Source organism: Streptomyces tauricus, from assembly GCF_014650955.1.
Classification (GTDB): domain Bacteria; phylum Actinomycetota; class Actinomycetes; order Streptomycetales; family Streptomycetaceae; genus Streptomyces; species Streptomyces tauricus.
Genome location: NZ_BMVY01000001.1, coordinates 1,012,175 through 1,035,278 on the forward strand (window position 1 = coordinate 1,012,175; position 23,104 = coordinate 1,035,278).

19 protein-coding genes are annotated in these 23,104 nt (G+C 71.5%); 6 read left to right on the forward strand and 13 right to left on the reverse strand.

From position 1 onward, the window contains the following. Window positions 1-6: 6 nt before the first annotated feature. Window positions 7-636 carry a GNAT family N-acetyltransferase gene (locus IE278_RS04330; protein WP_189768788.1) on the reverse strand — a complete coding sequence of 210 codons (630 nt, stop codon included), beginning with the start codon at window positions 634-636 and terminating at the stop codon, window positions 7-9. Between the two features lie 122 nt (window positions 637-758). After that, window positions 759-2,618 (reverse strand): 3-oxosteroid 1-dehydrogenase, encoded by a 1,860-nt coding sequence (kstD, locus tag IE278_RS04335; RefSeq protein WP_189768791.1) that lies wholly within the window; start codon window positions 2,616-2,618, stop codon window positions 759-761. A 199-nt stretch (window positions 2,619-2,817) separates the two neighbouring features. Between kstD and IE278_RS04340 the strand changes: the two genes are divergently transcribed. Next, on the forward strand, window positions 2,818-3,399 hold the full coding sequence (locus IE278_RS04340) for a CGNR zinc finger domain-containing protein (RefSeq protein WP_189768793.1): 582 nt from the start codon (window positions 2,818-2,820) through the stop codon (window positions 3,397-3,399). Between the two features lie 68 nt (window positions 3,400-3,467). Here IE278_RS04340 and IE278_RS04345 read toward each other — a convergent pair whose 3' ends face one another. The 6 genes from IE278_RS04345 to IE278_RS04370 form a co-directional block, all read right to left on the reverse strand. Next, entirely contained in the window at window positions 3,468-3,650 is a 183-nt protein-coding gene (locus IE278_RS04345; protein ID WP_189769096.1) for a hypothetical protein, read from the reverse strand. Between the two features lie 123 nt (window positions 3,651-3,773). Then, window positions 3,774-5,174, reverse strand: coding sequence for an FAD-dependent oxidoreductase (locus IE278_RS04350; protein ID WP_189768795.1), 1,401 nt, complete (start codon window positions 5,172-5,174; stop codon window positions 3,774-3,776). A 159-nt stretch (window positions 5,175-5,333) separates the two neighbouring features. Further along, window positions 5,334-6,614, reverse strand: coding sequence for a DUF6545 domain-containing protein (locus tag IE278_RS04355; RefSeq protein WP_189768797.1), 1,281 nt, complete (start codon window positions 6,612-6,614; stop codon window positions 5,334-5,336). A gap of 87 nt (window positions 6,615-6,701) precedes the next feature. After that, complete coding sequence (locus IE278_RS04360; RefSeq protein ID WP_189768799.1) at window positions 6,702-7,898, reverse strand: MAB_1171c family putative transporter; 1,197 nt, start codon at window positions 7,896-7,898, stop codon at window positions 6,702-6,704. Between the two features lie 3 nt (window positions 7,899-7,901). Continuing rightward, window positions 7,902-8,441 carry a toxin-antitoxin system, toxin component gene (locus IE278_RS04365; protein WP_189768801.1) on the reverse strand — a complete coding sequence of 180 codons (540 nt, stop codon included), beginning with the start codon at window positions 8,439-8,441 and terminating at the stop codon, window positions 7,902-7,904. Window positions 8,442-9,171: 730 nt separating this feature from the next. Next, window positions 9,172-11,334: a DUF1996 domain-containing protein gene (locus IE278_RS04370; RefSeq protein WP_373311888.1), complete on the reverse strand. Its 2,163-nt coding sequence runs from the start codon at window positions 11,332-11,334 to the stop codon at window positions 9,172-9,174. Window positions 11,335-11,753: 419 nt separating this feature from the next. Here IE278_RS04370 and IE278_RS04375 point away from each other — a divergent pair, with 419 nt between their 5' ends. Together IE278_RS04375 and IE278_RS04380 are read left to right on the forward strand one after the other, a co-directional pair. Continuing rightward, window positions 11,754-11,990 (forward strand): DUF6296 family protein, encoded by a 237-nt coding sequence (locus IE278_RS04375; RefSeq protein WP_189768803.1) that lies wholly within the window; start codon window positions 11,754-11,756, stop codon window positions 11,988-11,990. 324 nt (window positions 11,991-12,314) lie between these two features. Beyond that, window positions 12,315-15,116, forward strand: a complete 2,802-nt coding sequence (locus IE278_RS04380) for a SpoIIE family protein phosphatase (RefSeq protein WP_189768806.1) — start codon at window positions 12,315-12,317, stop codon at window positions 15,114-15,116. Window positions 15,117-15,203: 87 nt separating this feature from the next. Here the strand turns inward: IE278_RS04380 and IE278_RS04385 are convergent, their stop codons facing one another. The 3 genes from IE278_RS04385 to IE278_RS04395 all read right to left on the reverse strand — a co-directional run bounded on the left by IE278_RS04385 (window position 15,204) and on the right by IE278_RS04395 (window position 17,639). Further along, complete coding sequence (locus IE278_RS04385; RefSeq protein WP_189768808.1) at window positions 15,204-16,742, reverse strand: MFS transporter; 1,539 nt, start codon at window positions 16,740-16,742, stop codon at window positions 15,204-15,206. Window positions 16,743-16,897: 155 nt separating this feature from the next. After that, the gene (locus IE278_RS04390; RefSeq protein ID WP_246569827.1) at window positions 16,898-17,071 is read right to left on the reverse strand and encodes a hypothetical protein; all 174 of its coding nucleotides are present in this window, start codon (window positions 17,069-17,071) and stop codon (window positions 16,898-16,900) included. A 196-nt stretch (window positions 17,072-17,267) separates the two neighbouring features. Then, window positions 17,268-17,639, reverse strand: a complete 372-nt coding sequence (locus IE278_RS04395; protein ID WP_189768812.1) for a MarR family transcriptional regulator — start codon at window positions 17,637-17,639, stop codon at window positions 17,268-17,270. A 132-nt stretch (window positions 17,640-17,771) separates the two neighbouring features. On the opposite strand from IE278_RS04395, the gene IE278_RS04400 reads away from it, so the two are divergent. Continuing rightward, complete coding sequence (locus tag IE278_RS04400) at window positions 17,772-18,593, forward strand: anti-sigma factor antagonist (RefSeq protein ID WP_189768815.1); 822 nt, start codon at window positions 17,772-17,774, stop codon at window positions 18,591-18,593. A gap of 43 nt (window positions 18,594-18,636) precedes the next feature. Here IE278_RS04400 and IE278_RS04405 read toward each other — a convergent pair whose 3' ends face one another. Then, window positions 18,637-19,374 carry a PaaX family transcriptional regulator C-terminal domain-containing protein gene (locus IE278_RS04405; protein WP_246569830.1) on the reverse strand — a complete coding sequence of 246 codons (738 nt, stop codon included), beginning with the start codon at window positions 19,372-19,374 and terminating at the stop codon, window positions 18,637-18,639. A gap of 152 nt (window positions 19,375-19,526) precedes the next feature. On the opposite strand from IE278_RS04405, the gene IE278_RS04410 reads away from it, so the two are divergent. Further along, window positions 19,527-21,197, forward strand: a complete 1,671-nt coding sequence (locus IE278_RS04410) for an acyl-CoA dehydrogenase family protein (RefSeq protein WP_189768817.1) — start codon at window positions 19,527-19,529, stop codon at window positions 21,195-21,197. Window positions 21,198-21,316: 119 nt separating this feature from the next. Continuing rightward, complete coding sequence (locus IE278_RS04415) at window positions 21,317-21,526, forward strand: heavy-metal-associated domain-containing protein (RefSeq protein WP_189768819.1); 210 nt, start codon at window positions 21,317-21,319, stop codon at window positions 21,524-21,526. Between the two features lie 15 nt (window positions 21,527-21,541). Here IE278_RS04415 and IE278_RS04420 read toward each other — a convergent pair whose 3' ends face one another. Next, complete coding sequence (locus tag IE278_RS04420) at window positions 21,542-23,011, reverse strand: FAD-binding protein (RefSeq protein ID WP_189768821.1); 1,470 nt, start codon at window positions 23,009-23,011, stop codon at window positions 21,542-21,544. Between the last annotated feature and the right edge of the window lie 93 nt (window positions 23,012-23,104).

A 23,104-nucleotide genomic window follows, 5' to 3' on the forward strand; every position in this document is an offset into this window, starting at 1 on the left:
CAGGGGTCAGAGAGCACCGGCGGCCGTCGATCTGCCCAGGTAGGTGAGGTGGCCCGGGTCGGGCACGGGGATCTCGTGGAAGCCGAGGCGGTCGTAGAAGGCACGCGCGGAGACATTGGCGCTGACCATGCCCAGGTGGACCGCCGGGACTCCGCGGTCGTCCAGGGCTGCCAGGAACGTCTTCATCAGGCCCCGCCCGAAGCCCCGTCGTTGCCAGTCCGGCAGGATGTCTATGTGCAGGTGGGCCGGATACGCGGCCAGGTCGGGCAGGATCATCCGCTCGGGAGTGTGCAGAAGACGGATCATCTCCTCACTGGGTGCCCGGGGTTCCGCGGTGGGCTCGGGATAGCGGTGGGCGACCCGCGGGATCCACGTCGTACGGAAGTTCTTGACGAACCGTTCCGTGTCGGCGGCGCCCAGGACGTAGCCGACTGCTCGGCCCGATCCGTCGTCCAGGACGAAGGCCAGCTCCGGCTCCAGGTGGCAGTAGGGCGCGGCGAAGATGGACGGCATCAGCTCCTCGTCGGGGTAGCGCTCACGCGAATCCCCTCCTTCGAGGGCGGTTCGCACACAGACGTCCGCTACCGCGGCACGGTCGGCGTGCCGGTAGGGACGGATGTTCGGCTGTGGACCCATGGCGAGCATCCTGGCTGATGTGGGAGCGCTCCCACAAGAGGGGTGCGGCGCCACGTCAGTTCTTCCCGGCGGGAGACGACTCCTCGTGGGACTTCGGGCGGCGGCGCCCGCCGGGCCGGGCTTCAGGCGCCTGCGGCCGCCGCGATGTCCCGTGCCGCGATGTAGCCGAACGTCATCGCCGGTCCGATCGTCGAGCCCGCGCCCGCGTAGCTGTGTCCCATGACCGCCGCGCTGGCGTTCCCGGCGGCGTACAGGCCCGGGATGACGGATCCGTCCGAGCGCAGTACACGCGCCCGGGCGTCCGTGCGCAGGCCGCCCTTGGTGCCCAGGTCGCCCGGCACGATCTTGAAGGCGTAGTAGGGGGCCAGCCACAGCGGCGCCAGGCAGGAGTTCGGGAGGATCGCGGGGTCGGTGTAGTAGTGGTCGTAGACACTGTCGCCCCGGTGGAAGTCGGTGTCGGTGCCGCTCCGGGCAAGGCTGTTGAAGCGGTTGACGGTGGCCCGCAGGGCAGCCGCCGGTACGCCGATCCCCTGGGCGAGGGCGTCGAGCGTCCAGGCCTTGTGGGCGGCACCGGACTCGTACCACGCCTCGGGGAGGACGAAGGTCGGGGCGATGTCCTTGAAGAGGTAGCGGTTGCGGTAGTTCTGGTCGACGATCAGCCAGGCCGGGATGTGCGGGGCGCTCGCGTTCTTGTCGTACATGATGTGCACGACATCGCCGTAGGGGGCCGCCTCGTTGACGAAGCGCGCTCCGGCGGCGTTGACGAGGAGCCCGCCGGGCAGGGTGCGTTCGGCGAGACAGAAGTACGGCTCGCCGGGCAGCGGGATGGCCGGGCCCCACCAGGCGTCGTCCATCAAGTCGAGTGCGGCGCCTGCCTGTTGGCCCGCGCGGATCCCGTCGCCCGTGTTCTCCTTCGCGCCGACCGTCCACTCGGTGCCGATGGGCCGGCGCTGGTACCGCGCGCGCATGGCCGCGTTGTGCTCGAAGCCTCCCGAGCCGACGATCACCCCGTATCTGGCCCTGACCAGACCGGGCGTGCCGTTCCTGGTCACCACGGCTCCCGCGGTGGTGCCGTTCTCCGTGTACAGCTCGGTGAACGGGGTGTTCAGCCACACCGGCACCTGGGCCGCGAGCAGTCCGGCGCGCAGGCCGGCCGCCAGCGACTGGCCCATGGTGAGGGGCTTCTGGCCGAGGAGCGCCGCCCTGGTACCGCGTGCCAGGCACTCGGTGGCGACGGCCGCTCCCCGCACGCTGACCGCGGACAGGGCGAGCCACTTGTAGTCGGCGCTGAAGACGACCATGCCGCTCGGAACCGGCAGGTACGGGGGGTTCAGCCGGGCGAGTTCGGCCCCGAGGACGTTCCCGTCGAGCTGGGCGGGTTCGATGGAACGGCCGCCGGGGAGACCGCCGGGCAGCTCCGGGTAGTAGTCGCTGTAGCCCTCCATCCAGCGGAAGCGCAGCGGGCTGTTGGCCATGACGAAGGAGATCATGGCGGGCCCCTGCCCGAGGAAGGCCTCTCTGCGATCGGCGGAGACGTCGGGGCCGGCCACGGCGGCCAGATAGCTCGCCGCCTTCGCCGGGGTGTCGGGGACGCCCGCGGCCAGGATCACCGGGTTGTTCGGGATCCAGATCCCGGCGCCGGAGCGTGCCGCCGAACCGCCGAAGGTGGCCGCCTTCTCCACGACGACGCAGGTCAGCCCTTGTTTCGCGGCCGTCAGCGCGGCGGTCATCCCCGCCGCGCCCGACCCGATCACTACGACGTCGTACGTGCCGAGCGGGGGCAGGTCGGCCGCGCGGGCCGTACCGGGGAGCCCGGCGGCGAGCGCGAGCCCGGTTCCGGTCGCCGCGCCGAGCACCCGCCGCCTCGACGGACCGGACGGGGCGGAGGGCGGGGAGGAAGGCAGCGAGGAGGGCGGGAAAGAGGCCGGGGTGGACGGTAAGGGGGTGTCGGTGCGTCTCGCAGGGTCCGCGCTCGTGGCCATGACAGGGCGCTCCAACCGGACGGAGGAATGGGAGAGCGTGCTGTGCTCCGGGAGCCGACGGGCGTCCGGCGTCCCGGTTGTGCGGCGAGATCAGGAATGTGGCGCGAGGGTCTTGGTAAGTCAAGGGTCACGTCGGACCCGCCCGCCGGACCTTGCACCGGACCTTGCACGGGCAATCGTCACCTGTCAGGATGGTGACGTGAATGTGGATCATGTCTTCGTGTGCGGAAACCCGGCCCTGGACTTCGCCGCCACCCTCCGCGCCCGCCACACACTGCGCTTCGAGATGTTCACGTCACCGGAGCGGCTGGACGCCTGGTACCTGGAGGCGGGGATCGTCGACACCGTCTCCCCCGCCGGGGAGTCCGACCTCGCGCGGGCGGTCGCCGTACGCGAGGCCGTCTACGAGCTGATCACCGCCCGGCGCCTCGGCGAGCCCTACGACGGCACGGCGCTCACCACGGTGAACGGCGCGGCACGCAGGCCTTCCGCGACACCGCAGCTCACCGCGACGGGGCGGCGGACGGACGCGACACCGGAGGAGGCGCTGTCCACGGTGGCGCGGCATGCCGTCGAGGTGCTCAGCGGTCCGGACGTGCCGCTGCTCAGGGAGTGCGGCAATCCCGAGTGCACCCGTGTCTACATCGACCGGTCCCGCGGTATGCGGCGGCAGTGGTGCGGCATGGAGTCCTGCGGGAACAAGCTCAAGGCGGCGGCGTACCGGGCCCGCAAGAAGCAGGCGCAGGCACCTGCCGCACAGGCCGGCACCCACGCCCGCTGACGCCCACCCTCACAGGCATACACACTCACGGGCCAGAAGCAGCCCGTCAGATGCACGCCGGATGCACGTCAGATGCACGTCCGGACGAGCCACTCGTCGTCGTTGTACGCGTTGCGCGCGGGATCCAGGGCCGTGGCCGGCCTCTCCTCGACGGTGTCCGCGAGACGGACCCGCTCCGGCAGCGAACCGAAGCGCGCACGGCGTGCCGCCTCGGCGACATCCGGAACCCGAACCTGCTCACCCTGCGCCATCTCGGCCTCCTGTGTCGCGGAGTTGTACGACGCCATCCGCGCGGCGTCACCTGTCTGACTGGTGACGATCCTCTCAGGGGAAGTCATCACCAGTCAAGGGAGTGACGCCGAGCGGAGAAGGGCTCAGGAGGCGGTGGCGGCCCCGCGCTCGCGGTCCGTCAGCGGCGGGCCCCCGAGGTGCGGTTTCTTGCGGCCGAGGCAGACCAGGGCGAGCATGTCGGGCATGAGGAGGCGGGAGGGCGGCTTCTCCATGCTCATCACGTCCAGCAGGATGCGCAGGGCGCGCGGGTTTCTCGATCCGGCGTCGACCGCCCTGTCCACGAAGGCGGCCAGCGCCCTTTCGAGCCGGGTGGGGGGCTCGTCACTGGCGCCCGGGTAGAACACGTCCTGGCCCACGGCCAGGTTCCAGGCGTTCTCGACCGGACGCGCCGCGCCCTTCTGGATGCGCCGGGCCGTGCCGGGCGTCCGCAGGTCCTGGCGTTCCAGGATCCGGTGCAGTGCGACGACGCTCTTCGCGGCGGCGCTCAGCCCGTGGCCGTAGACGGGGTTGTAGCCGGCGACCGCCTCACCGAGCACGGCGAAGCCGTCGGGCCAGCGTGCGGCCTTCTCGTAGTAGCGCCGGCGGTTGGCCGTGCTGCGGGTGGTGACGACGTCCGTCTCGGGCTCGGCGTCGGCGAGGAGTTCACCGATGACGGGGTGCGGCAGACCGAGCGCGAAGGGCACGAACTCCGCGTTGTCGGCGCTCGGCCGGCCTCCCCTGGTGCCGGCGAGTGTGACCAGCCAACGGCCCCCCTCGATGGGGGTGATGATGCCGCCTCTGCCGGGGTGTCTGCGGGGGTCGGCCTGGACGTTGACGATCGGGAAGCCGTCGGCGGTCGTACCGGGGGCACGGTAGATCCGGCTGGCGTAGCCGAAACCGGCGTCGACCGTGCGTTCCGGCACCGGCGGGAGCCCCAGCTCCCGCAGCCAGTTGGGGGCCCGGCTGCCCCGGCCACTGGCGTCGATCACCAGATCGGCCGGGAGCGTGCTCTCGGTGTCCGCCGCACGTATTCGTACGCCGGACACACGGCGGGCGTCCCCGGCCAGGGACAGCAGTTCGGTCTCCTGGCGCAGGGTGACGCGGTGGTCCGTGAGCACGCGGTCGCGGATCACCGCGTCGAGCAGATCGCGGCTGCACAGCAGGCTGATGTGGCTGCCATGGGTGAAACGCCGGAACCACTGCCCCGAGGGGGCCTTGGACACCAGGTCGGCCATGACGGGTGTCCTCCGGGCGCCGCGGTCGACGAGCTGGCCGACGACGCCCGGCAGCAGCTCCTCAAGGGCCTTGACGCCGCCGGACCACAGGACGTGCGCGTGCCGGGCCTGTGGCAGGCCCTTGCGTGGCCGTGGGCCGTCCGGCAGCAGGTCCCGTTCGATGATCGTGACGTCCGCGTGCCGGGCGAGCACCGACGCGGCGAGCATGCCCGTCATGCCCCCTCCGACGACGATCGCGCTGCGCCGGGGGGTGGACTTCGTGTCGGACATGGGTGTGGGCCCTCTCTGTTGACCGGCGTCGGCACATGACTGCGGCATGCGGCGCGCTGGTACGGGTGATCGCTGTGCGGAGCGCGGGAACCGGAACTGCCCCGGTCCGGCCGCCCGTTGATCGAACCATGAGAGGGCCGACCGCCCACGTCGGACCCGTCAGGTCCTGTCGCGGTCGCGGTCGTGATCGCGGTTCCGTTCGTGATCGAGGTCGCGGTTCCGTTCCTGACCCCGATCGCGGTCGCGGTGCCGTTCCTGGTCCCGGTCGTGATCGCGGTCGTCGTGGGCGTGGCGTGCCTTCTGCCGGGCCGTCCGCTGGCGGGCGGCCCGTTGCCGGACTTCGGCGACGACGGGCGAGGACGACAGGGCCCGGGCCAGCTGCACCATCAGGTCGGGCTGCGCCACCGAGAGCAACCGGCCCACCTCCGAGGGGAGTTCGGCGTCGGGCCCCACGGAGACATGCACCCTGGCCGCCGCGAGCATGGCCGCCTCGGCCACGATCTCCGCGTGGTCGAGCGCCACCGCCCTGCGGACCTCGTTGTCGAGGTAGGGCGAGCACACCAGGACTCCGTCCAGGATCGTGATCTCCTGTTGGACGAGGCGTACCACGGGAAGATCCCACCAATGGGTGTCGGCCACCGGCGTCCGCAGGTCGCGCAGCTCCAGCCAGAGTGGTCGCAGGAGCCGATACCGCCGCCAGGCACGGAAGTTGTCCGCGGTGGAGGGGCCGACGCGCGGCAGCGCGAAGCCGGCGGCGACGGCGACGCCCGCGACCGCCACGAGGGGCGGTGAGAGGCTCGTGGAGAGGAAGTCCCAGTCGAGACCGCCCCAACGGGCTCCGATGGCAAGGTACTTGGCGATCTGGTACGAGAGGTCGAAGAGCACGCCGACGACGATCAGCGTCAGGCCCGTGCGAGTGAGGTCACGTACCTTCCGCAGCCAGGCCAGGCACATGCCCGCGAGAGCGGCGGTCGCCGCGGTGTGGGCCACCAGGTACAGCAGGATCATCTCGCGCATGTACGGCGTCCTGGCGTAGTACGTGTCCAGGTCCCGGGTCCGTTCCACGGGCACGTCGGCGAGGGCGAAGAGCGTGACGATCCCGATGATCACCAGCCCGTAGACGCACACCACGAGACGGGTCGCGCGGGCGACGCGCCCGGGCTCTCCACCCCTCCAGGCGATCATCAGGACGAGGTAGCAGGCGCTGAGCGCGGACATCCCCGAATAGACCAGCGGCGCGGAGAAGTTGGCGATGCCGGTGAGGTCGTTGACGACGCCGATGGTGGGCGGCGCGGACAGCATGCACACGAGCGCGCCGATGAGCAGGACCGAGATGCTCGCGGCCATCAGGGGGTCGCGCCAGGCTCCCCTCATCGCCGGCAGATTGAGGACGGCGGTGACGAGAAGGATCACGCCAGGGATGTAGAAGACGACGTCCACGACTTCACCGGCCTTCCGCGGCCACGGAGGGCTGTGCGTGTGCTTGGGCTTGTGCCTGTGCTCGTACCTGCGCGTGGTTCGAGTGGTTCATGTGGGGGACTTCTCGCCGTCCTCGGCCGGTACGGCGATGCCGCTCTCCCGGGCCGCCGCGACGATCGGGGACGAACGCAGCGCGACCGACACGCCCACGGGTGCGGTACGCACCGCGCTGATCTCCGCGTGGTCGGGGCGGCCACGGGAGCCGGTGGGCAGGCCCCGGCCGGCCGCGCGGACCGCGGCGGCGACCATCGCCGCGTGGCCGATCCGGGCGGCCTCGTCGTCGGTGTGGCCCGCGGCGACGGCCGCGGCCCGCGCCCGCGTACGGACCCCGGTGTCGAACCACGGCGCCACGAGGCTCAGTCCGTCCTGGATGCCCGCCTCGCGCTGGGTGAGGCGGACCTGGGGCGACGAGTACCACGGGATGGGCCCGGCGAGCGGTGTACGAGGTGAGGCGCGCCCGAGTTCGCGCCACAGGGAGCGGAGCTTGCGGTAGGTCTTCGCCGCCCGCCAGTTGGCGACCACCCAGGGGCCCACGAGGGGCATCAGGAACCCGACGGTGGCGCAGGGCGCGGACAGCGCGGACAGGAGCGGCGCCAGGGTCGTACTGAGGGCTCCCCAGTCCTGACCGGCCCAGCGCGCCGCCACCGCGGCCAGTTTGAACCCGCTGAAGGCGAGGTTCAGCAGCCAGCCGAGGACGAGGATCCACAGGCCGGCCCGCAGCCATCCGCTCACCTGGAGCGCCCAGCGCCAGCACAGCACCGTCGTGACGAGGGCGGCGGTCATGTGGGCGACCAGGTAGAGCACGATCATCTCGCGGATGAACGGGGTCGTCGCGTAGTAGGTGTCGAAGTCCGTGTGCCGGTCCACCGGGGCGTCACCGAGGGCGAAGAGGACGACCAGCATGACGACGACCAGGGCGTATCCGGCCTGCCAGCGCCGCGAGACACTGCGTACGTGCTCGGGCGGGCCCCCGCGCCAGTGGACGATGAGCAGCAGACAGGCGGCGCTGAAGGCGCTGATGATGCCGTACACCAGCGGGCTGGAGAAGTTGGCCGTGCCGGTGGCCTCGTTGACGGCGGTGATCGTGGGAGGTGCGGCGAAGAAGAAGCCGGCGCCGCCGAGGGCGATCACGAGGCAGACGGACCGTACGAGCGGGTCGCGCCAGTCCTTGACCAGGCCCGGCAGTTTGACGGCCAGGCCGATCAGGGTGGCGACGGCCGGTATGTAGTAGTCCGAGGAGTCCACTGCTCAGACCTGTGGCCGGCGTTGTCCCAGCGACGCACCGATCCGGCCGGCGATCTTGCCCCGGTCCGTGGCCGCGCTGTCGGGTTCGCCCTCCAGCCAGACGCGGAAGCGGGTGACCGCCAGCAGTCCGAACCTCTCCGCGTCCGCCTCCTCGCGGCGGTCGAACTCGGTACGGGCGGCCACCTTGCGTACCGGCTCCTGCAGTTCGGCCAGTTCGGCGCCGGTCGAGACCATGTGGGCCGCCACCGCCTTGCCCACGACGTGGTTGCCGCAGTCCCCCTTGAGCATGTGCCACACCTCGTGGAAGAAGATCGCCAGCTGGTGCAGGGGCGTCGCCCGCTTGTCCACCACGATGAGGTCGTAGGCGGGGAGGTCGAGCCACAGTCCACTGGCGGTCTGGTGCGGGAACTCCTCCTGCACGAGCCGGACCTCACGGCCTCTCAGCTCGCTCACGGTCGTGACCAGCGCGGCGAACAGGACGTCGGGATCCGTGGGGACGGGCAGTGTCAGCCCGTCGACCAGCTGACCGATCAGGTTCCGCATCTCTCTGGCTTTGCCTGTGCGCACTGCTCTCCCCGCGAACCTCAGCACGGGCACCGTCGCACGGCGTCCGCCGAATCCCACCCTGCCTGCCGTACATCCGGTCGAAGGCGTTCGGCGGTCGTGCGGAGGACGGGCCCGGGGCGACGCCCTCGGTACTGACCACCGGCACGGGCTCCAGCGCACCCAACTCGGTAGGCAAATATGTCAAACCAGAGCCGTGTCGGCCACACCGAGCCGGAAGAAGTACGCGGAAGGCAGCGATCTGAAATACCGAACAAACCCGACATGCACTGGTCTGGTCCTGGCGCATCCGTTGCGCTCACGGCTCCCTCCCGTCCGGCCGCGGAGCGTCGGCCGTCCGCCGCGCGCGCCGGGCCGCCCGGCCGGGCCGTCCCCCTCGGCCGGCATCGCCCCTGCTCGCAGGGGTTGTTCTCCGGCCGGATGCGAGGCGTCGCGAGCGCTGTCCGTCGCCCGACCCTGTGAAGTTCACGCTTCTTCACCCTTCAGGAAGGTCTTGATCCAGTCACTCGTGGGTCCCGGCCGTTCTCCCCCGTCCTGTCACCTCTGTCCTGTCCGGTCACCCCTGTCCGGCCGGGGCTTCCTGCCGCGCGCACCGCGGCTCACACCGCCGCGTACCCGCGTGCCTCAACGCACGGAGGGCGGTCGAACCTGCCTGCGCAGGTCCGACCGCCCTCCGTGGAGTGTGCGACAGTGCCGCTCCCTCGACCCGCTAACTCGACCTGCTGCTGATGCGGCGCAGGAGCACGAAGCCGGCGATCACCAGCAGTCCTCCGGCCGCCGCCGGCCACAGGCTCGTACCGGTTTCCGCGAGTCCGCCCGTCACCGTCTGGGGTGCGGCCACGCCGCCCGCGTCCTCGGGTTCGGGGCCGGGCACGGCGTCACCGGCGGCCGAACCGCCCGTGGAACCGGCGGCATCGCTCTGGGTCGCCGACGGTGACGTGTCCGCCTTGGGCTCGGCGTTGCCGTTGCCCTGGTCGTTCTCGCCCTTGTCGGCGCCGCCAGCGGCGTCGGTGTTGCCGGCCGTGGGCTTCGCGGTGTTCCCGGCGCCGTTGTCCGCCGGGGTCTCGCTCTGGCCGTTGTCCCCGGGCTCGTCGTCACCCGGCTGCTCGGTTCCGGGCTGCTCGGTTCCGGGCTCGTCGTCGCCCGGCTCCTCGTTGCCGCCGGTCGGGTCCGGGGCCGGAGTGGTGGCCGGCGGGTCGGTCGGCTCCTCGCCGCCACCGCCGCCGCCGTTACCGCCGCCTCCGTTACCGCCACCGCCGTTGCCGCCACCGCCGTTGCCGCCGCCGTTGCCGCCGTCATCGGGGCCGTCGCACTTACGGCCCTCGTTGATGCAGTCCACCATCTCCTTCATCAGCGCCTCGTCGAAGACGTTGATGAAGTCGCCGTGGTCGGTGACCGGCTTGTGGAGCTGCTCGGGGAAGGAGTCGACCGCGAAGAACGGCTTCGACTTGCCGCCGTCGGCCACGCTGGGCGCGTCGACGTCGTAGACGATGCGCTGGACCAGCTGCGGAATGGCCTTGAAGTCGTTCGCGCAGCTGCCGTCGGCGGCGGCGAACGCCACGTGGGTGCGGTGGTTGGCGCTGTCGATGTTCCGGCCGTCCCAGCAGCTCTGGAACCTGAAGGTGCGGACCACGTCACTGCCCTGGGGGCAGAGGGGGTACTTGTCCTTCAACTGCCGGTCCTCGAAACCGGTGCAGCTCCACGACGCGTTGGCGTTGGTGGGGCCGTTGACGAACGCCTTGGCGTCGCCGGTGATGATGCGCAGCAGCTTCGGCATGGCCGTGACCTCGCCGCGCGGGCTGCCCTCGAACGACATCGTGGCCGCCTTGGGCCTGATGATCTCGCCGGCGTTGCCCTCGATACCGCCACCCGGAGAGGCCGCGTCCTTCTCATCGGTGCCGTTCTGCAGACGCAGTACGGGCCAGAAGTACGAGGACTTGTCGCCCTGGTCCTCGCAGGACGTCTCGGCGTTCGCCAGGTCCTCGTCGCTCGCGAAGGCGTCGTTGGACTGGTTTCCGACGTAGTCGTGGAAGTGGTGGGCGCCGTTGCTGACACCGGGAGCCACGATCACGTTGTCCGAGTTGAACAGCCCGTTCTCGTTCACCCCGCACCGGGTGACGAAGGAGCCCTTGGAGGCGTTGCCCTGAGCGGCAGGCTTCGACACGTTCGGCTCGACGGTGGAGATGTCCACGAAGTCGGCCGCCACGGGACCGTTTCCGGCCTGGCCGCCGTTGCCGGGAGGCTGCTCGCCCTGCCCCTGCTCGGCGCCCTGGTCCTGGCCCTGCTCCTGACCGTCGTCCTGGCCCTGACCCTGGTCCTGGCCGTCCTGGCCTGCGCCGTCGTCGGCGTTGCCGCCCTCGGCGTCGCCGTTCTGTTCGCCTTCCTGTCCGTTCTCCGGCTCGTTCTGGTTGCCGGAGGCGCGGAGGATGCAGGGCGCGAAGGCGTCCAGCCCCTCGGGGCGGTCTCCCACGGCGTCGATGGCCGCCACGATGCGCTCGATGGTCGCCGCTCGCTTGTCCTTGAGCGGAGTCATGATCGAGTTCTCGGCGAAGGCGGCGTCCTGCTTGATCGCGTCCGCGGAGCTCTGCAGCCGCTGGTACGCCTCGGCGATCTGCTTGTCCAGGAGGGCGAGTTGCTTGTCGACCTCCGTCTTGGACCCGTCCGGCACCGCGGCCAGCTCACTGCCGACATCCGGGCAGTCGATCGTGGCGGCACCCGAGGCAAGGACCTGGTCGGTCTGGCCCGAGGTGCTCTCGGAGGCAGTGGCGTAGACGTTCGCCGCTACCAGCCCGCCTCCTCCCAGCATCAGCGCGACCGCCCCGATGGTCGCGCGTCGTGCGCCTGTTGGGCGTCTGCGCGTGTTGCGTCCCAAGGATCTACTCCTACGCTTCGTTGCCGACCGGCATGGCAATCCCCCGCTTCATACGGAGATGAAGCTCCGAGTGTTCAGACACATCTCGGATTCATAGAAACCTCTCATGAACCAGACGTTTGCGAGACCGGTGTCCGGGCAATCACGTTTTCCTGCGGTCTGGTTGGGGAAGGGCGATGCGCCACGCTCCGCGAGGGCGCCACTCAGAACGTTTCCACCGGTTTGCGGCCGCCATGGTCACAGCTCGCGACCGACAAGTCACCGCGCCCGGCCGTTTTTTCGGTCGGCCCGGACCCGGATCGCGACGGATACGCCGTCGCCCGGGATCAGGGAAGATCTGCCGTCGATGCCGTCCGGCCGCATCATGGAGGTGGAGGCATCTGCCCACATCTGCGGACAGAGCGTCCACGGAGGCCGTCATGCACACCTCGGACCGTTACCTGCTGACCTTCACCCATACGGGATCGGGCGGCGAGGCCGTCACGGACGAGGTGGTCGTGGAACGCACCACCTCCCTCGGGCCGGGCGGCAACCCGGTCTACTGCGACCCCACCGGCATCCTTCGCGCCGAGATCAGTGGGGCGGGAGAAGTACGGATGCTCGCCAGCGGCGGCTACCAGGCGCCGCTGCCACCGTCCGCCGAGCCGCTGCCCTGAGCGCCCGGGCGGCGCGCCGGAAGGGGCGGCCACCAGTGGTGACCGGAAGCCGCAACCCGACGCGGCGGCTACCAGTGGTGACCGGAAGCGGCAGCCGGACGCGGCAAGTGGTGACCGAAGGTGGTGGCCGGAAGCGGCAGCCGGAGGCAGTCGTCAGAAGTGGCGGCCGGATGTGGTCGCTGCAAGGGACGGCACATGGCGTGTCACCGACGTGCCCTCGCCCCGGTTTCCGCCAGAGGTCTGGGCCACCTGTGGCCAGACCTTCACCCGTCACACCAAGGGCGCCCCTCGCCTCCTGGCCCCCGGCAGTGTAGACATGAGCATATGGTCCGATTCTTGGGTCGATCCTGGGCCCGGTCGACCTCCCGCCTCAGCGGCCTGCGCGCGCGACGCAGGCCCGACCGCTCCGGCCGAACACAGGGGCGGCGGACACCACAGACATCGCACCTGCCGCGCGGTCGGCGGGAAGCACAGGAAGGCGGGCCCCCGCCCGGATCCACGGGAGTGCGGTCGGCGCTGAGCGGACGCAGCGTCGCCGGTCAGGTCTTTCTGCTGCAGGTGGCGATCGTGCTGCTGCTGGTCGTGGCCGCGGCCGGCGCCCTGGTCCTCCAGGTACGCCACGACAGCACGACCGAGGCGCGCAACCGCTCCCTGGCCGTCGCCGAGACGTTCGCCAACGCCCCGGGCACCCGGGAGGCGCTGAGCGCCCCCGACCCCACGGCCGTGCTCCAGCCGCGTGCCGAGGCGGCCCGCGTGGGATCCAAGGTCGACTTCGTCGTGGTGATGAACCCCGACGGCATCCGCTACACCCACCCCAAGCCCGACCGGATCGGCAAGAAGTTCGTCGGGACCCTCGGCCCGGCGCTGGCCGGCAAGTCCTTCACCGAGGAGATCACCGGCACCCTCGGACCACTGGTACAGGCCGTCGTGCCCGTCAAGGCGGACGACGGCAAGGTCGTGGGCCTGGTGTCGGCGGGCATCACGACCGAGAACGTGGGAGGCGTCGGGGACCGGCAGATGCCCCTCCTGCTGACCGCCGCGGGCGCGGCCCTGGCCCTGGCCCTCGGGGGCACGGCGCTGGTGAGCCGACGGCTGATGCGCCAGACCCACGGCCTGGGCCCGTTCGAGATGACCCGGATGTACGAGCACCACGACGCGGTGCTGCACGCCGTCCGGGAGGGAGTGCTCATCGTCGGCGGCGAGGGCAGACTGCTGCTCGCCAACGACGAGGCGCACCGCCTGCTGGATCTCCCGGAGGACGCCGAGGGACGCCATGTCCTCGAACTCGGTCTGGACGCGGGCACCGCGAACCTGCTGGCCTCGGGCCATGTCGTCACGGACGAGGTGCGCCTGGTCGGCGACCGGCTGCTGGCCATCAACCAGCGGCCCACGGACCTCAAGGGCGGCCCGGCGGGCAGTGTCGCCACGCTCCGCGACTCGACCGAGCTGCGCGCGCTGTCCGGCAGGGCCGAGGTGGCCCGGGAACACCTCAAGCTCCTGTACGACGCCGGGGTGGGCATCGGTACGACCCTGGACGTGACGCGGACGGCCGAGGAACTGGCGGAGGTGGCCGTCCCGCGGTTCGCGGACTTCGCCACGGTGGATCTGGCCGAGGCGGTACTGAGCGGCGAGGAACCGGACGCGGGCACCTCGCTGCGCCGTACGGCGCTCAGCGGCATCCGGAAGGACGCGCCCCTGTATCCGGTGGGCGAGCGGATCGGTTTCGTCGCCTCCAGCCCGCAGGCGCAGAGCCTGGGCACCGGCGAGGCCGTGGTCGCGCCCGCGCTCAAGGAGGCGCACGGCTGGCTCGCCCAGGACCTGGAGCGCACCGCGCAGGTCGTGGAGTACGGGATCCACTCGCTGATCACGGTCCCCCTGCGGGCCGGGCACCTGGTGATGGGCGTGGCGAACTTCTGGCGCTCCGAGAAGCTTGAGCCGTTCGACGAGGAGGAGCTGGCCCTCGCCGAGGAGCTGGTCGCCCGGGCCGCGGTCTCCATCGACAACGCGCGCCGCTACACCCGCGAGCACACGATGGCCGAGACCCTGCAGCGCAGTCTGCTGCCCCGCAATCTGCCCGAGCAGAGCGCCCTGGACATCTCCTACCGCTACCTGCCCGCCCAGGCGGGGGTCGGCGGCGACTGGTTCGACGTGCTGCCGCTGTCCGGCGCCCGGGTCGCGCTGGTCGTCGGCGACGTCGTGGGCCACGGCCTGCACGCGGCGGCCACCATGGGGCGGCTGCGTACGGCGGTGCACAACTTCTCCGCGCTGGACCTGCCGCCCGACGAACTGCTGGGGCTGCTCGACGAACTGGTCGGCCGGATCGACCAGGACGAGGCGACGGAGGACGGCAGCGCCGCGATCACCGGCGCCACCTGCCTGTACGCCGTCTACGACCCGACCACCCGGCAGTGCACCGTGGCCCGGGCCGGCCACCCGCCGCCCGCGGTGGTCCGCCCGGACGGCAGTGTCGACTTCCCCGAGGTGCCCGCCGGGCCGCCGCTCGGTCTCGGCGGTCTCCCCTTCGAGACGGCCGAGCTCAAGCTGGAGGAGGGCAGCAGGCTGGTCCTCTACACGGACGGGCTCGTCGAGGACCGGGAACGGGACATCGACGTGGGCCTCGAACTCCTGCGGACCGCCCTGACCGGGGCCGACCGGTCCCCGGAGGACACCTGCCAGGCCGTCCTGGACGCCCTGCTGCCGCCCCGCCCGAGCGACGACATCGCCCTGATCGTCGCGGGCACCCGCGCGCTCGGCGCCGACCGCATCGCCGAATGGCGGGTGCCGTCCGACCCGGCCGCCGTCGGCGAGGTACGCGCCTCGGTCACCCGGCAGCTGACGGAGTGGGGCCTGGACGACCTGGCGTTCACGACGGAGCTGATCCTCAGCGAGCTGGTCACCAACGCGATCCGGTACGGCAACGGCCCCATCGAAGTCCGTATGCTCCGCGACCGCAGCCTGATCTGCGAGGTCTTCGACGGCAGCAACACCTCACCGCATCTGCGGTACGCGGCCTCGACGGACGAGGGCGGACGCGGTCTGTTCCTCGTGGCCCAGCTCACCGAGCGCTGGGGCACGCGTTACACCCCCGCGGGCAAGGTCATCTGGACGGAACAACCGCTCCCCTGAGCCGGACCCTCTCCCGTAGCCCCGTCCGAACGGCTCGCCCGACGGTTGCTGCAGCCTGCACGACGGCCACGACCTGCCCGACGGCTGCTACGGCTTGCCGTTCCCCTGGAGGCGCCGCAGGTCGTCGGGGCGTACCTGGATGACGAGCAGCGCGACCAGGGCCGCCACGACGGCGAAGATCGCGGCGATGATGAAGGCGCTCGAGATGCCCGACGTCAGCACCTGGTCGCTCCAGGGCGAGGGGAGTTCGCCGGTTCTGCGGAACTGAAGGCGCTGGGCAGGGGTCGCCTCCGCCATGAACTCGCGGACCTGGTCCGTGGCCTCGTGCCGGCTGGCCGTGCCGAAGACGGTGACCAGGACGGACAGGCCGAGCGAACCGCCGACCTGCTGGGTGGCGTTGAGGATGCCGGAGGCGGCGCCCGCCTCCCGGGGCTCCACACCCGACACGGCCATCAGCGTCAGCGACACGAAGTTCAGCCCCATGCCGAAGCCGAAGACCAGCATCGGCCCGAGGATGCTGCCCGCGTAGGTGCTGTCGACCTCGGTCAGGGTCAACCAGGCGAGACCGACGGCCGACAGGATCGCGCCCACCGTCATGAACGGCTTGGGGCCCCAGCGGGGCAGCAGTTGGGAGGCGAGGGCGGCGCCCACCGCGATGATGGCGCTGACCGGCAGGAAGGCGAGGCCGGCCCGCAGCGGGCTGAAGCCGAGGACGTTCTGCACGAAGAGCGTCAGGAAGAAGAACATGCCGAACATCGCCGCGGCCAGGCTCAGCATGATGGCGTAGACGCCGGCGCGGTTGCGGTCGCGGAACATCCACAGGGGGGTGATGGGCTGCTTGGACCGGCTCTCGACGAAGATGAAGGCGGCGAGGAACACGACGGCCGCCACGAAGGCCCCGACGGTCAGTCCGTCGCTCCAGCCCTCCTCCGAGGCGCGGATGAACCCGTAGACGAGGAGCACCATGCCGACGGTGGAGGTGAGCGCGCCGAGGACGTCGAAGTGGCCCGGCATCCGTTCGGACTCCCGGATGTAGCGGGGCGTCGCGAGCGCGATCAGCAGGCCGATGGGGATGTTGACGTACAGGACCCAGCGCCAGTCGAGCCATTCGACCAGCAGACCGCCCGCGAGCAGGCCGATGGCGCTGCCGCCGGCCGAGACCGCGGCGAACACGCCGAACGCCCTGTTCCGCTCGGGTCCTTCGCGGAAGGTGGTGGTGATCAGCGAGAGGGCCGTCGGTGAGGCGATGGCGCCGCCGACGCCTTGCAGGGAGCGCGCCGCGAGCAACTGCCAGGACTCCTGGGACAGTCCGCCGAGCAGGGAGGCCAGGACGAAGAGCAGGACGCCGAAGACGAAGACCCTGCGGCGGCCGAGGATGTCGCCCAGCCGGCCGCCGAGCAGGAGCAGCCCGCCGAAGGTCAGCGTGTAGGCGTTCACCACCCACGACAGGTTCTCGGTCGAGAAGCCGAGCGAACTCTGGATGTGCGGGAGGGCGATGTTCACGATGGTGATGTCGAGGACCACCATCAACTGGCACGAGGCGATGACGAGGAGTGCGATTCCGCTGCCGTGGCCCCGCTCCGGGGACTTGGCAGTGTCGGAAGGTGTCGCGTGTGAGCCCGTCATGGGATCGGCCTGTGTCCTGGCGGCGTCCGGTTCGGGACGTCCGCTACACCGACGTTAGCCCTGGGCTCCCGTCCCCACCAGTCGATCACCGGGCCCGGGGGCCGCGCCCGGGACGGCCGTTGAGGGGCGGGCTCCCGCGGTGGGGTCCGGTGTCGTCAGTCCTCGCCCCTGACGATGTTCCCCTCCGGCTCCGCGGACGTACGCCGGGTGTCCCGGTCGGCTGTCGCCGGAAGGCAGAGACGCACGCCTCCCACCCGGCGGCGACGGGCCTGCGCCCAGCCGGTCTCGGGGCGGCGGACGGTGTCCTGGGTGCTGCCGTACGCGGTCACGACTCCTCGCATTCCTGCTGCGCCCGGCCCTGCGGGGGCCGGGTGTGCGTCATGTTGCTGCCGTTTGTCCCTGACCGGTGCCGGGTCCCCCGCAGCGCCACCCGGAAACCCGGCGCAGCACGCGGGTGGCCTCACGGCCGCACTCGGGCAGCGTCTCCGCCGCGCCCGCCGGTCCCCCGTACGGGTGGAACCGACGTCAGCGATCGGTCGGGGAGTCCCGCTCGCGGGCGGAGGCCGTCCGCCGCGGCTGGGGTGTCGTGTCGCGCTCGGCGTCGTGCTGCTCCAGCAGGGACAGCAGCCCCGCGACCGACAGGCCGGCGTCGGCCGGGTGACGCAGGATCGTGCCCGGTTCGATGCGGTATTCGTTGGTGCGCCCCTGCCGGGTGTGGGTGAGATAACCACCCAGTTCCAGATCAGAAATGATCTTCTGCACGGCACGCTCGGTCAGCCGGCAGCGCGCCGCGATGTCCCGGATGCGGGTGTTCGGGTCCTCGGCGATCGCGGCCAGGACACGCGCGTGGTTGGTGAGGAACGTCCAGCCGGAATGTGTCTCAGGTACTTCACCCATGACCCCCATCATACGACCTACGATTCACGCAAAACAAAGGGTGAAAGAATTTTCATGTATCTCTTGACGTGTGAAAGTTTGGGGCGGAGTCTGGAGGAGACAGTGACGGTGGATGCCCGGGGAGCGGCTGCCATGTCGGAACCAACGCTTTCTGCGCAGGTCGGGGGCTTGCGTCCGGCTCCCCGCGGAGGGCCGCCCGGCCCGTCGCGGAAGCGCACCCCGCCGCCCCTGAAGATCGAGACGCACCGGGACGGCGAGCGGATGACCGTCGCGGCGGCCGGCGAGATCGACCTGGACACCGTGCCTGACCTGCGGTACGCCCTGCGCAAGGCGCTTGCCGCCTCGGTGCGCGGGGTGGATCTCGACCTGGCCGCGGTCGACTTCTGCGACTGCTCCGGGCTCAACGTCCTGCTGCGCGTCCGTCAACGCGCGCTCCAGGACGGCAAGACCGTCGTCATACGGTCCGCGAGCGCCGTCGTCGAACGGCTGCTCGCCCTGTCGGAGACGGCGCCACTGTTCACCCCCACGAGCGAGACCGACCACGGCATCGCGGACAGGAATCGGAACCCGCGCCCGGACGCGGAGCACAGCACCACGGAGGAGAGAGCATTGCCCCGCGACGTCAGCGACGTCAGCGACGTCGGCGACGCCGTCGGCACGGAGCAGAGCCTGCGCGTCGAAGTCGTCCAGCTGAAGCGCGCCATGCAGACGCGGCCGGTCATCGATCTGGCCCGCGGAGTCCTGATGGCGTCGTTCGGGCTGAATCCCGAGGACGCGTGGAGCGTGCTGGTCATGGTCTCCCAGAACGCCAACATCAAGCTGCACCACCTCGCCGAGGGCACGGTGGCCGCCGTCACGGGCGAGCCCTTGCCCGAGGCACTGCGACAGCAACTGTCCGCGGCGGTCGCCGAGTTGGCGGCACGCCGCTCGGCGACCCAGGAGTCGGAACCGTGAACTCAGGAGGCGTGCCTGCCGGGTCCCCGGTCACCCCGTCGCGTCACAGCGCCGCCAGCACCTCCGCCCGGTAGTCGGTGTAGACGGCGCGCAGGGCGGGAGCCGGCCAGTTCGCCGGGAGGAGTTCGCTGGGCAGTACCGGATCGGTGACAAGGTGTCGTACGACGGCCGCGAAGGCGGCGAACCGGTCGGCCGGGCGTTCGGTGCGGGCCACCTGGGCCAGCAGGGATTCCGCGGTGCCGGCCCAGTCGTCGAGCGGCCACAGACTCGCGGCCAGAGCGGGTGAGGGCCGCTCCGGCCGGGCGGTGAACCGCTCGGTGAGGTCCGCCAGGGAGCAGGGCCACGGGCGTACCAGATTGGCGGGCCGGAGCCACACCCCCTCCCGCAGTTCCGCCAGGCGCAGGCCGGACAACTCGGCGCGCAGTTCGGCCCGTTCGGCGGGACCGCGGCCGGTGGCGGTGACGACGACGGTCTCCCACGTCCCGTCCCAGGTCCGGGTGCTGGGGTGCACGGCCTCGTCCTGGCGGCGCTGCCGTTCAAGGAGCCGTTCGCTGAGCCGGTAGACGCCGTCGGCGCGCCGCAGGTCGCCCGCCGTCACCATCCGGCTGAGGGCGGCCCGGAGTGTGGAGCCCGCGATGCCGAAGGGTTCCACGCTGCGGATCAGGTCCCGCACCGGAAGTTCGGGAGGGTGGACGCCCAGCAGGAGGCTCAGGACGACCGACCGTGCGGACAGCGGGCGCAGTCCGGGGTTGGCCGCTGACCGGGGCTCGTTCATCCGCATGGACGGCATTGTGCCCGGTCGGGCGAAGCGGGCCACAGCGGCGGCCGGGAGGCGAGTCCCGGTAGCGGCCGGGAAGCGGGCCCCAGGGGTGGCCGGGACAGGTGACTGTTACACCATTGCTGCGACCGCAGGAATAGTGCAACACTGCGGACATGGTCCCCATACTCGCGCCGGAGCTGTCCGCCACGCACGACGTCACCAACCAGGCCCCCGCCCTGGCTCCGTACGACGCGTCCGATGACGCGGCACTGCTGGAAGGGCTCCGCCGGGAGGGTGGGGGCCGGGCCGAGGACGACATCCGTCGGCTCGGCCGCCTGGCTGGTGGCGCGGAGGCCCAGGAGTGGGGCGAGCAGGCCAACCGGCACGAGCCGGAACTGCGTACGCACGACCGCTTCGGCAACCGGGTCGACGAGGTCGAGTTCCACCCGAGCTGGCACCGGCTGCTGGGCACCGCGGTGGCCGAGGGCCTGGCCGCCGCGCCCTGGGCCGACGACCGGCCCGGCGCCCATGTGGTCCGCACGGCCGGCGGACTGGTGTGGGGGCACACCGACGCGGGCCACGGCTGCCCCACCTCGATGACCTACGCGGCCGTACCCGCCCTGCGGAAGCAGCCCGAGCTGGCCGCGGTGTACGAACCGCTGCTCGTCAGCCGCGTCTACGAGCCGGGACTGCGTGTCCCGAGCGGGAAGCGCGGGCTGCTGGCGGGCATGGGCATGACCGAGAAGCAGGGCGGCTCGGACGTCCGTACCAACACGACGGCCGCCTCGCCGACCGCGGAGCCAGGCGTGTACACCCTGCGCGGCCACAAGTGGTTCACGTCCGCCCCGATGTGCGATGTGTTCCTGGTCCTCGCCCAGGCGCCGGGCGGACTGTCCTGCTTCCTCGTGCCGCGGATCCTGCCCGACGGCAGCCGCAACACCTTCCGTATCCAGCGGCTCAAGGACAAGCTGGGCAACCGCTCCAACGCGTCCTCGGAACCGGAGTTCGACCACACCGTCGCCTGGCTCGTCGGCCCCGAGGGACAGGGCGTCAAGACGATCATCGAGATGGTCAACTGCACCCGGCTCGACTGCGTGATGTCGAGCGCGACGCTGATGCGCAAGACCCTCGTCGAGGCCGGTCATCACACCAGGCACCGGAGTGCCTTCGGCGCGCTACTGATCGACCAGCCGCTCATGCGCAACGTACTGGCCGACCTCGCGCTGGAGTCGGAGGCCGCCACGACGCTCACGCTGCGGCTCGCGGGCGCCGCCGACCGCGCCCTCCGCGGTGACGCCCAGGAGGCGGCCTTCCGCCGGATCGCCACCGCCGTCGGCAAGTACTGGGTGACCAAACGGGGCCCGGCGTTCACCGCCGAGGCGCTGGAGTGCCTCGGCGGCAACGGCTACGTGGAGGAGTCGGGCATGCCCCGCCACTACCGCGAGGCCCCTCTCCTCTCCATCTGGGAAGGGTCGGGGAACGTCAACGCCCTCGATGTGCTGCGGGCCCTCGGCCGGGCACCCGAGACCGGCGAGGCGCTGTTCGCGGAGCTGGCCCTGGCACACGGCGCCGACGCCCGGCTGGACGCGGCCGTGCTCCGGCTCAAGGACCGGCTGCGCGACCTGCGCGACCCGGAGACGGGCGCCCGTCGCCTGGTGGAGCTGATGGCGCTGGTACTTCAGGGCTCCCTGCTGGTCCGCCACGCTCCCCGAGCGGTCGCCGACGCCTTCTGCGCGACCCGGCTCGGTGGCGACTGGGGGTACTCCTTCGGTACGCTTCCCGGTTCCGCGGACCTGACCACGATCCTCGACCGCGCCCTGCCGGACACGACGGCACGGGGGTAGCCGCGGCCCCGCCCCCGCCGGGCGGGATCTTGCTGAACGCCCCTGTCGGCAGGCGCGTATGACTTCCCGGAACCGCTCCCACAGCGGGTGCGCGCACGCCGGGAAGAAGCGAGGAATCGATGACCGAACAGCGTTACCACGTCACGGGGATGACCTGCGGCAGCTGCGCCGGCAAACTCCGGTCCGAGCTCGGCGGAGTGCTCGGCGTCAACAGCGTCCACGTCGACATCGACACCGGGGCGGTGACCGTGACGGGTGAGGCGTTCGACGGGTCGAAGGTCTGCGCCGCGATCGCGGAAGCCGGTTTCGAGGTCGCCGCCGTGCTCTGACCCGGTCCGGTCCGGTCAGAAGATGCCCTGTCCGGGTACGAGGATGCCGTGCGGGTCGTACGTCCTCTTCACGGCGGCCAGCCGGGGCCAGGCAGAGCCGAAGTGCCGCCGCCAGTCGGCCTCGTCGAAGGGCACGGAGCCGGTCGGGTACCACGTGCCGCCCGCCGCGCGGACCAGTTCGTAGGCGGACCGGTTGGCGGCCAGCAGGCGCCGGACCGTCGCCGTGTCCCCGGGCGGCGTGGTCCGCAGGACGGCCAGCAGGTACGGCACCGGGTCGTCGGGCATCCGCAGCAGCGGGGTCCGCAGACGCTCGCGTACCAGCGGATACAGCAGCACCACGCCGCCCGGCCCCAGGTCCGCCGGGGTGAGCTCGCCCAGGATCCGGCCGGCCAGGTCGGCCGCCGCACGGCCGGGCAGCAGCACGTCGAGCCAGGGGTGCGCGTACGCCCACAGCCCGGCCTCCTTGAGCGCCGCGACGCCGGGCGCGAGCCGGTCGAGGAAGTCGTAGTACGTGAGGTCGGTGATCTCCGCGCCGGACGGGTCGTGCCGCAGGCCGCGCAGCAGTGCCGTGTCGTCGGGGGCGTCCCCCGCGGGCGGCCCGTAGGCGACGGCCTCAAGGGCGTACCCGCGGAAGGCCCCCGAGGCGTCCTCGCTCACCAGGCCCTCGACGTAGTCGAAGCGCCGCTGCTCGACGAGCAGGCGCTGGTCGTCGAGGAAGGTCCGCAGATCGGCGTACGGCAGAAGGTAGTGACGTACGTTCCCGGGTGCCCGGACCAGTCGGACGGTCGCGCCGACGATCACGGCGCACTGGCCGAGTCCGGCGAGCGCGGCGTGGAACAGGTCGCGGTGCCGGGTCGGCGAGCAGTGGGTCAACTCCCCCGCGCCGGTGACGACCTCCAGTTCCAGGACGGTGTCGACCTGGGCGCCGTACCGGTGGGCCTGACCGCCGAGGCCGCCCACGGACAGCGTGCCGCCGACGGAGAGTTCGAGGTAGTCGGTGAAGACGGGAGGTGTCAGGCCGTGCGCGAGCGTGGCCTTGGCGACCTCGCTCCATCTGGCCCCGGCGCCGACCCGGACGCTCGTGCTGCGGGGCCCGACGGGCTGGACGGTGGCGAGCGGTGTGGTCTCGACGATCAGGCCGCCCTCGGCCTGTGCCTGGCCGTTCGTGCCGTGTCCCTGGCCGCGGGGTGCGACCGGGACGCGGTGCTCGGCGCAGAACCGCACCATCGTCACGACGTCCCGCACGGAGCCCGGGCGCAGTACCGCGGCCGGGCGGCGGTGCACGAGGTGCCCGAAGTCGTCGGCGGCGGCGTTCAGCGAGGCTTCGTCGGTGTGGAGGCTGCCGTCCAGTTCGGGGATGTCGCGCAGTGGCCGGCCCGACGCGGTGGCCGCCCAGCTCCGGGTGAAGGGGTCGAAGCCGATCACGGCGGTTCCGACGGCCGCCAGGCCACGCAGTGCGGCACGCCGGGGCGGTGTGCGGGACATGCGCTCCTCCAGGGGAAGGATCCGATGAACCGTGCAACAGGCGCCCACTCTAAGGCGGTTGGGACGTGCGTGACACCGCGCCGCGCTCCCGGT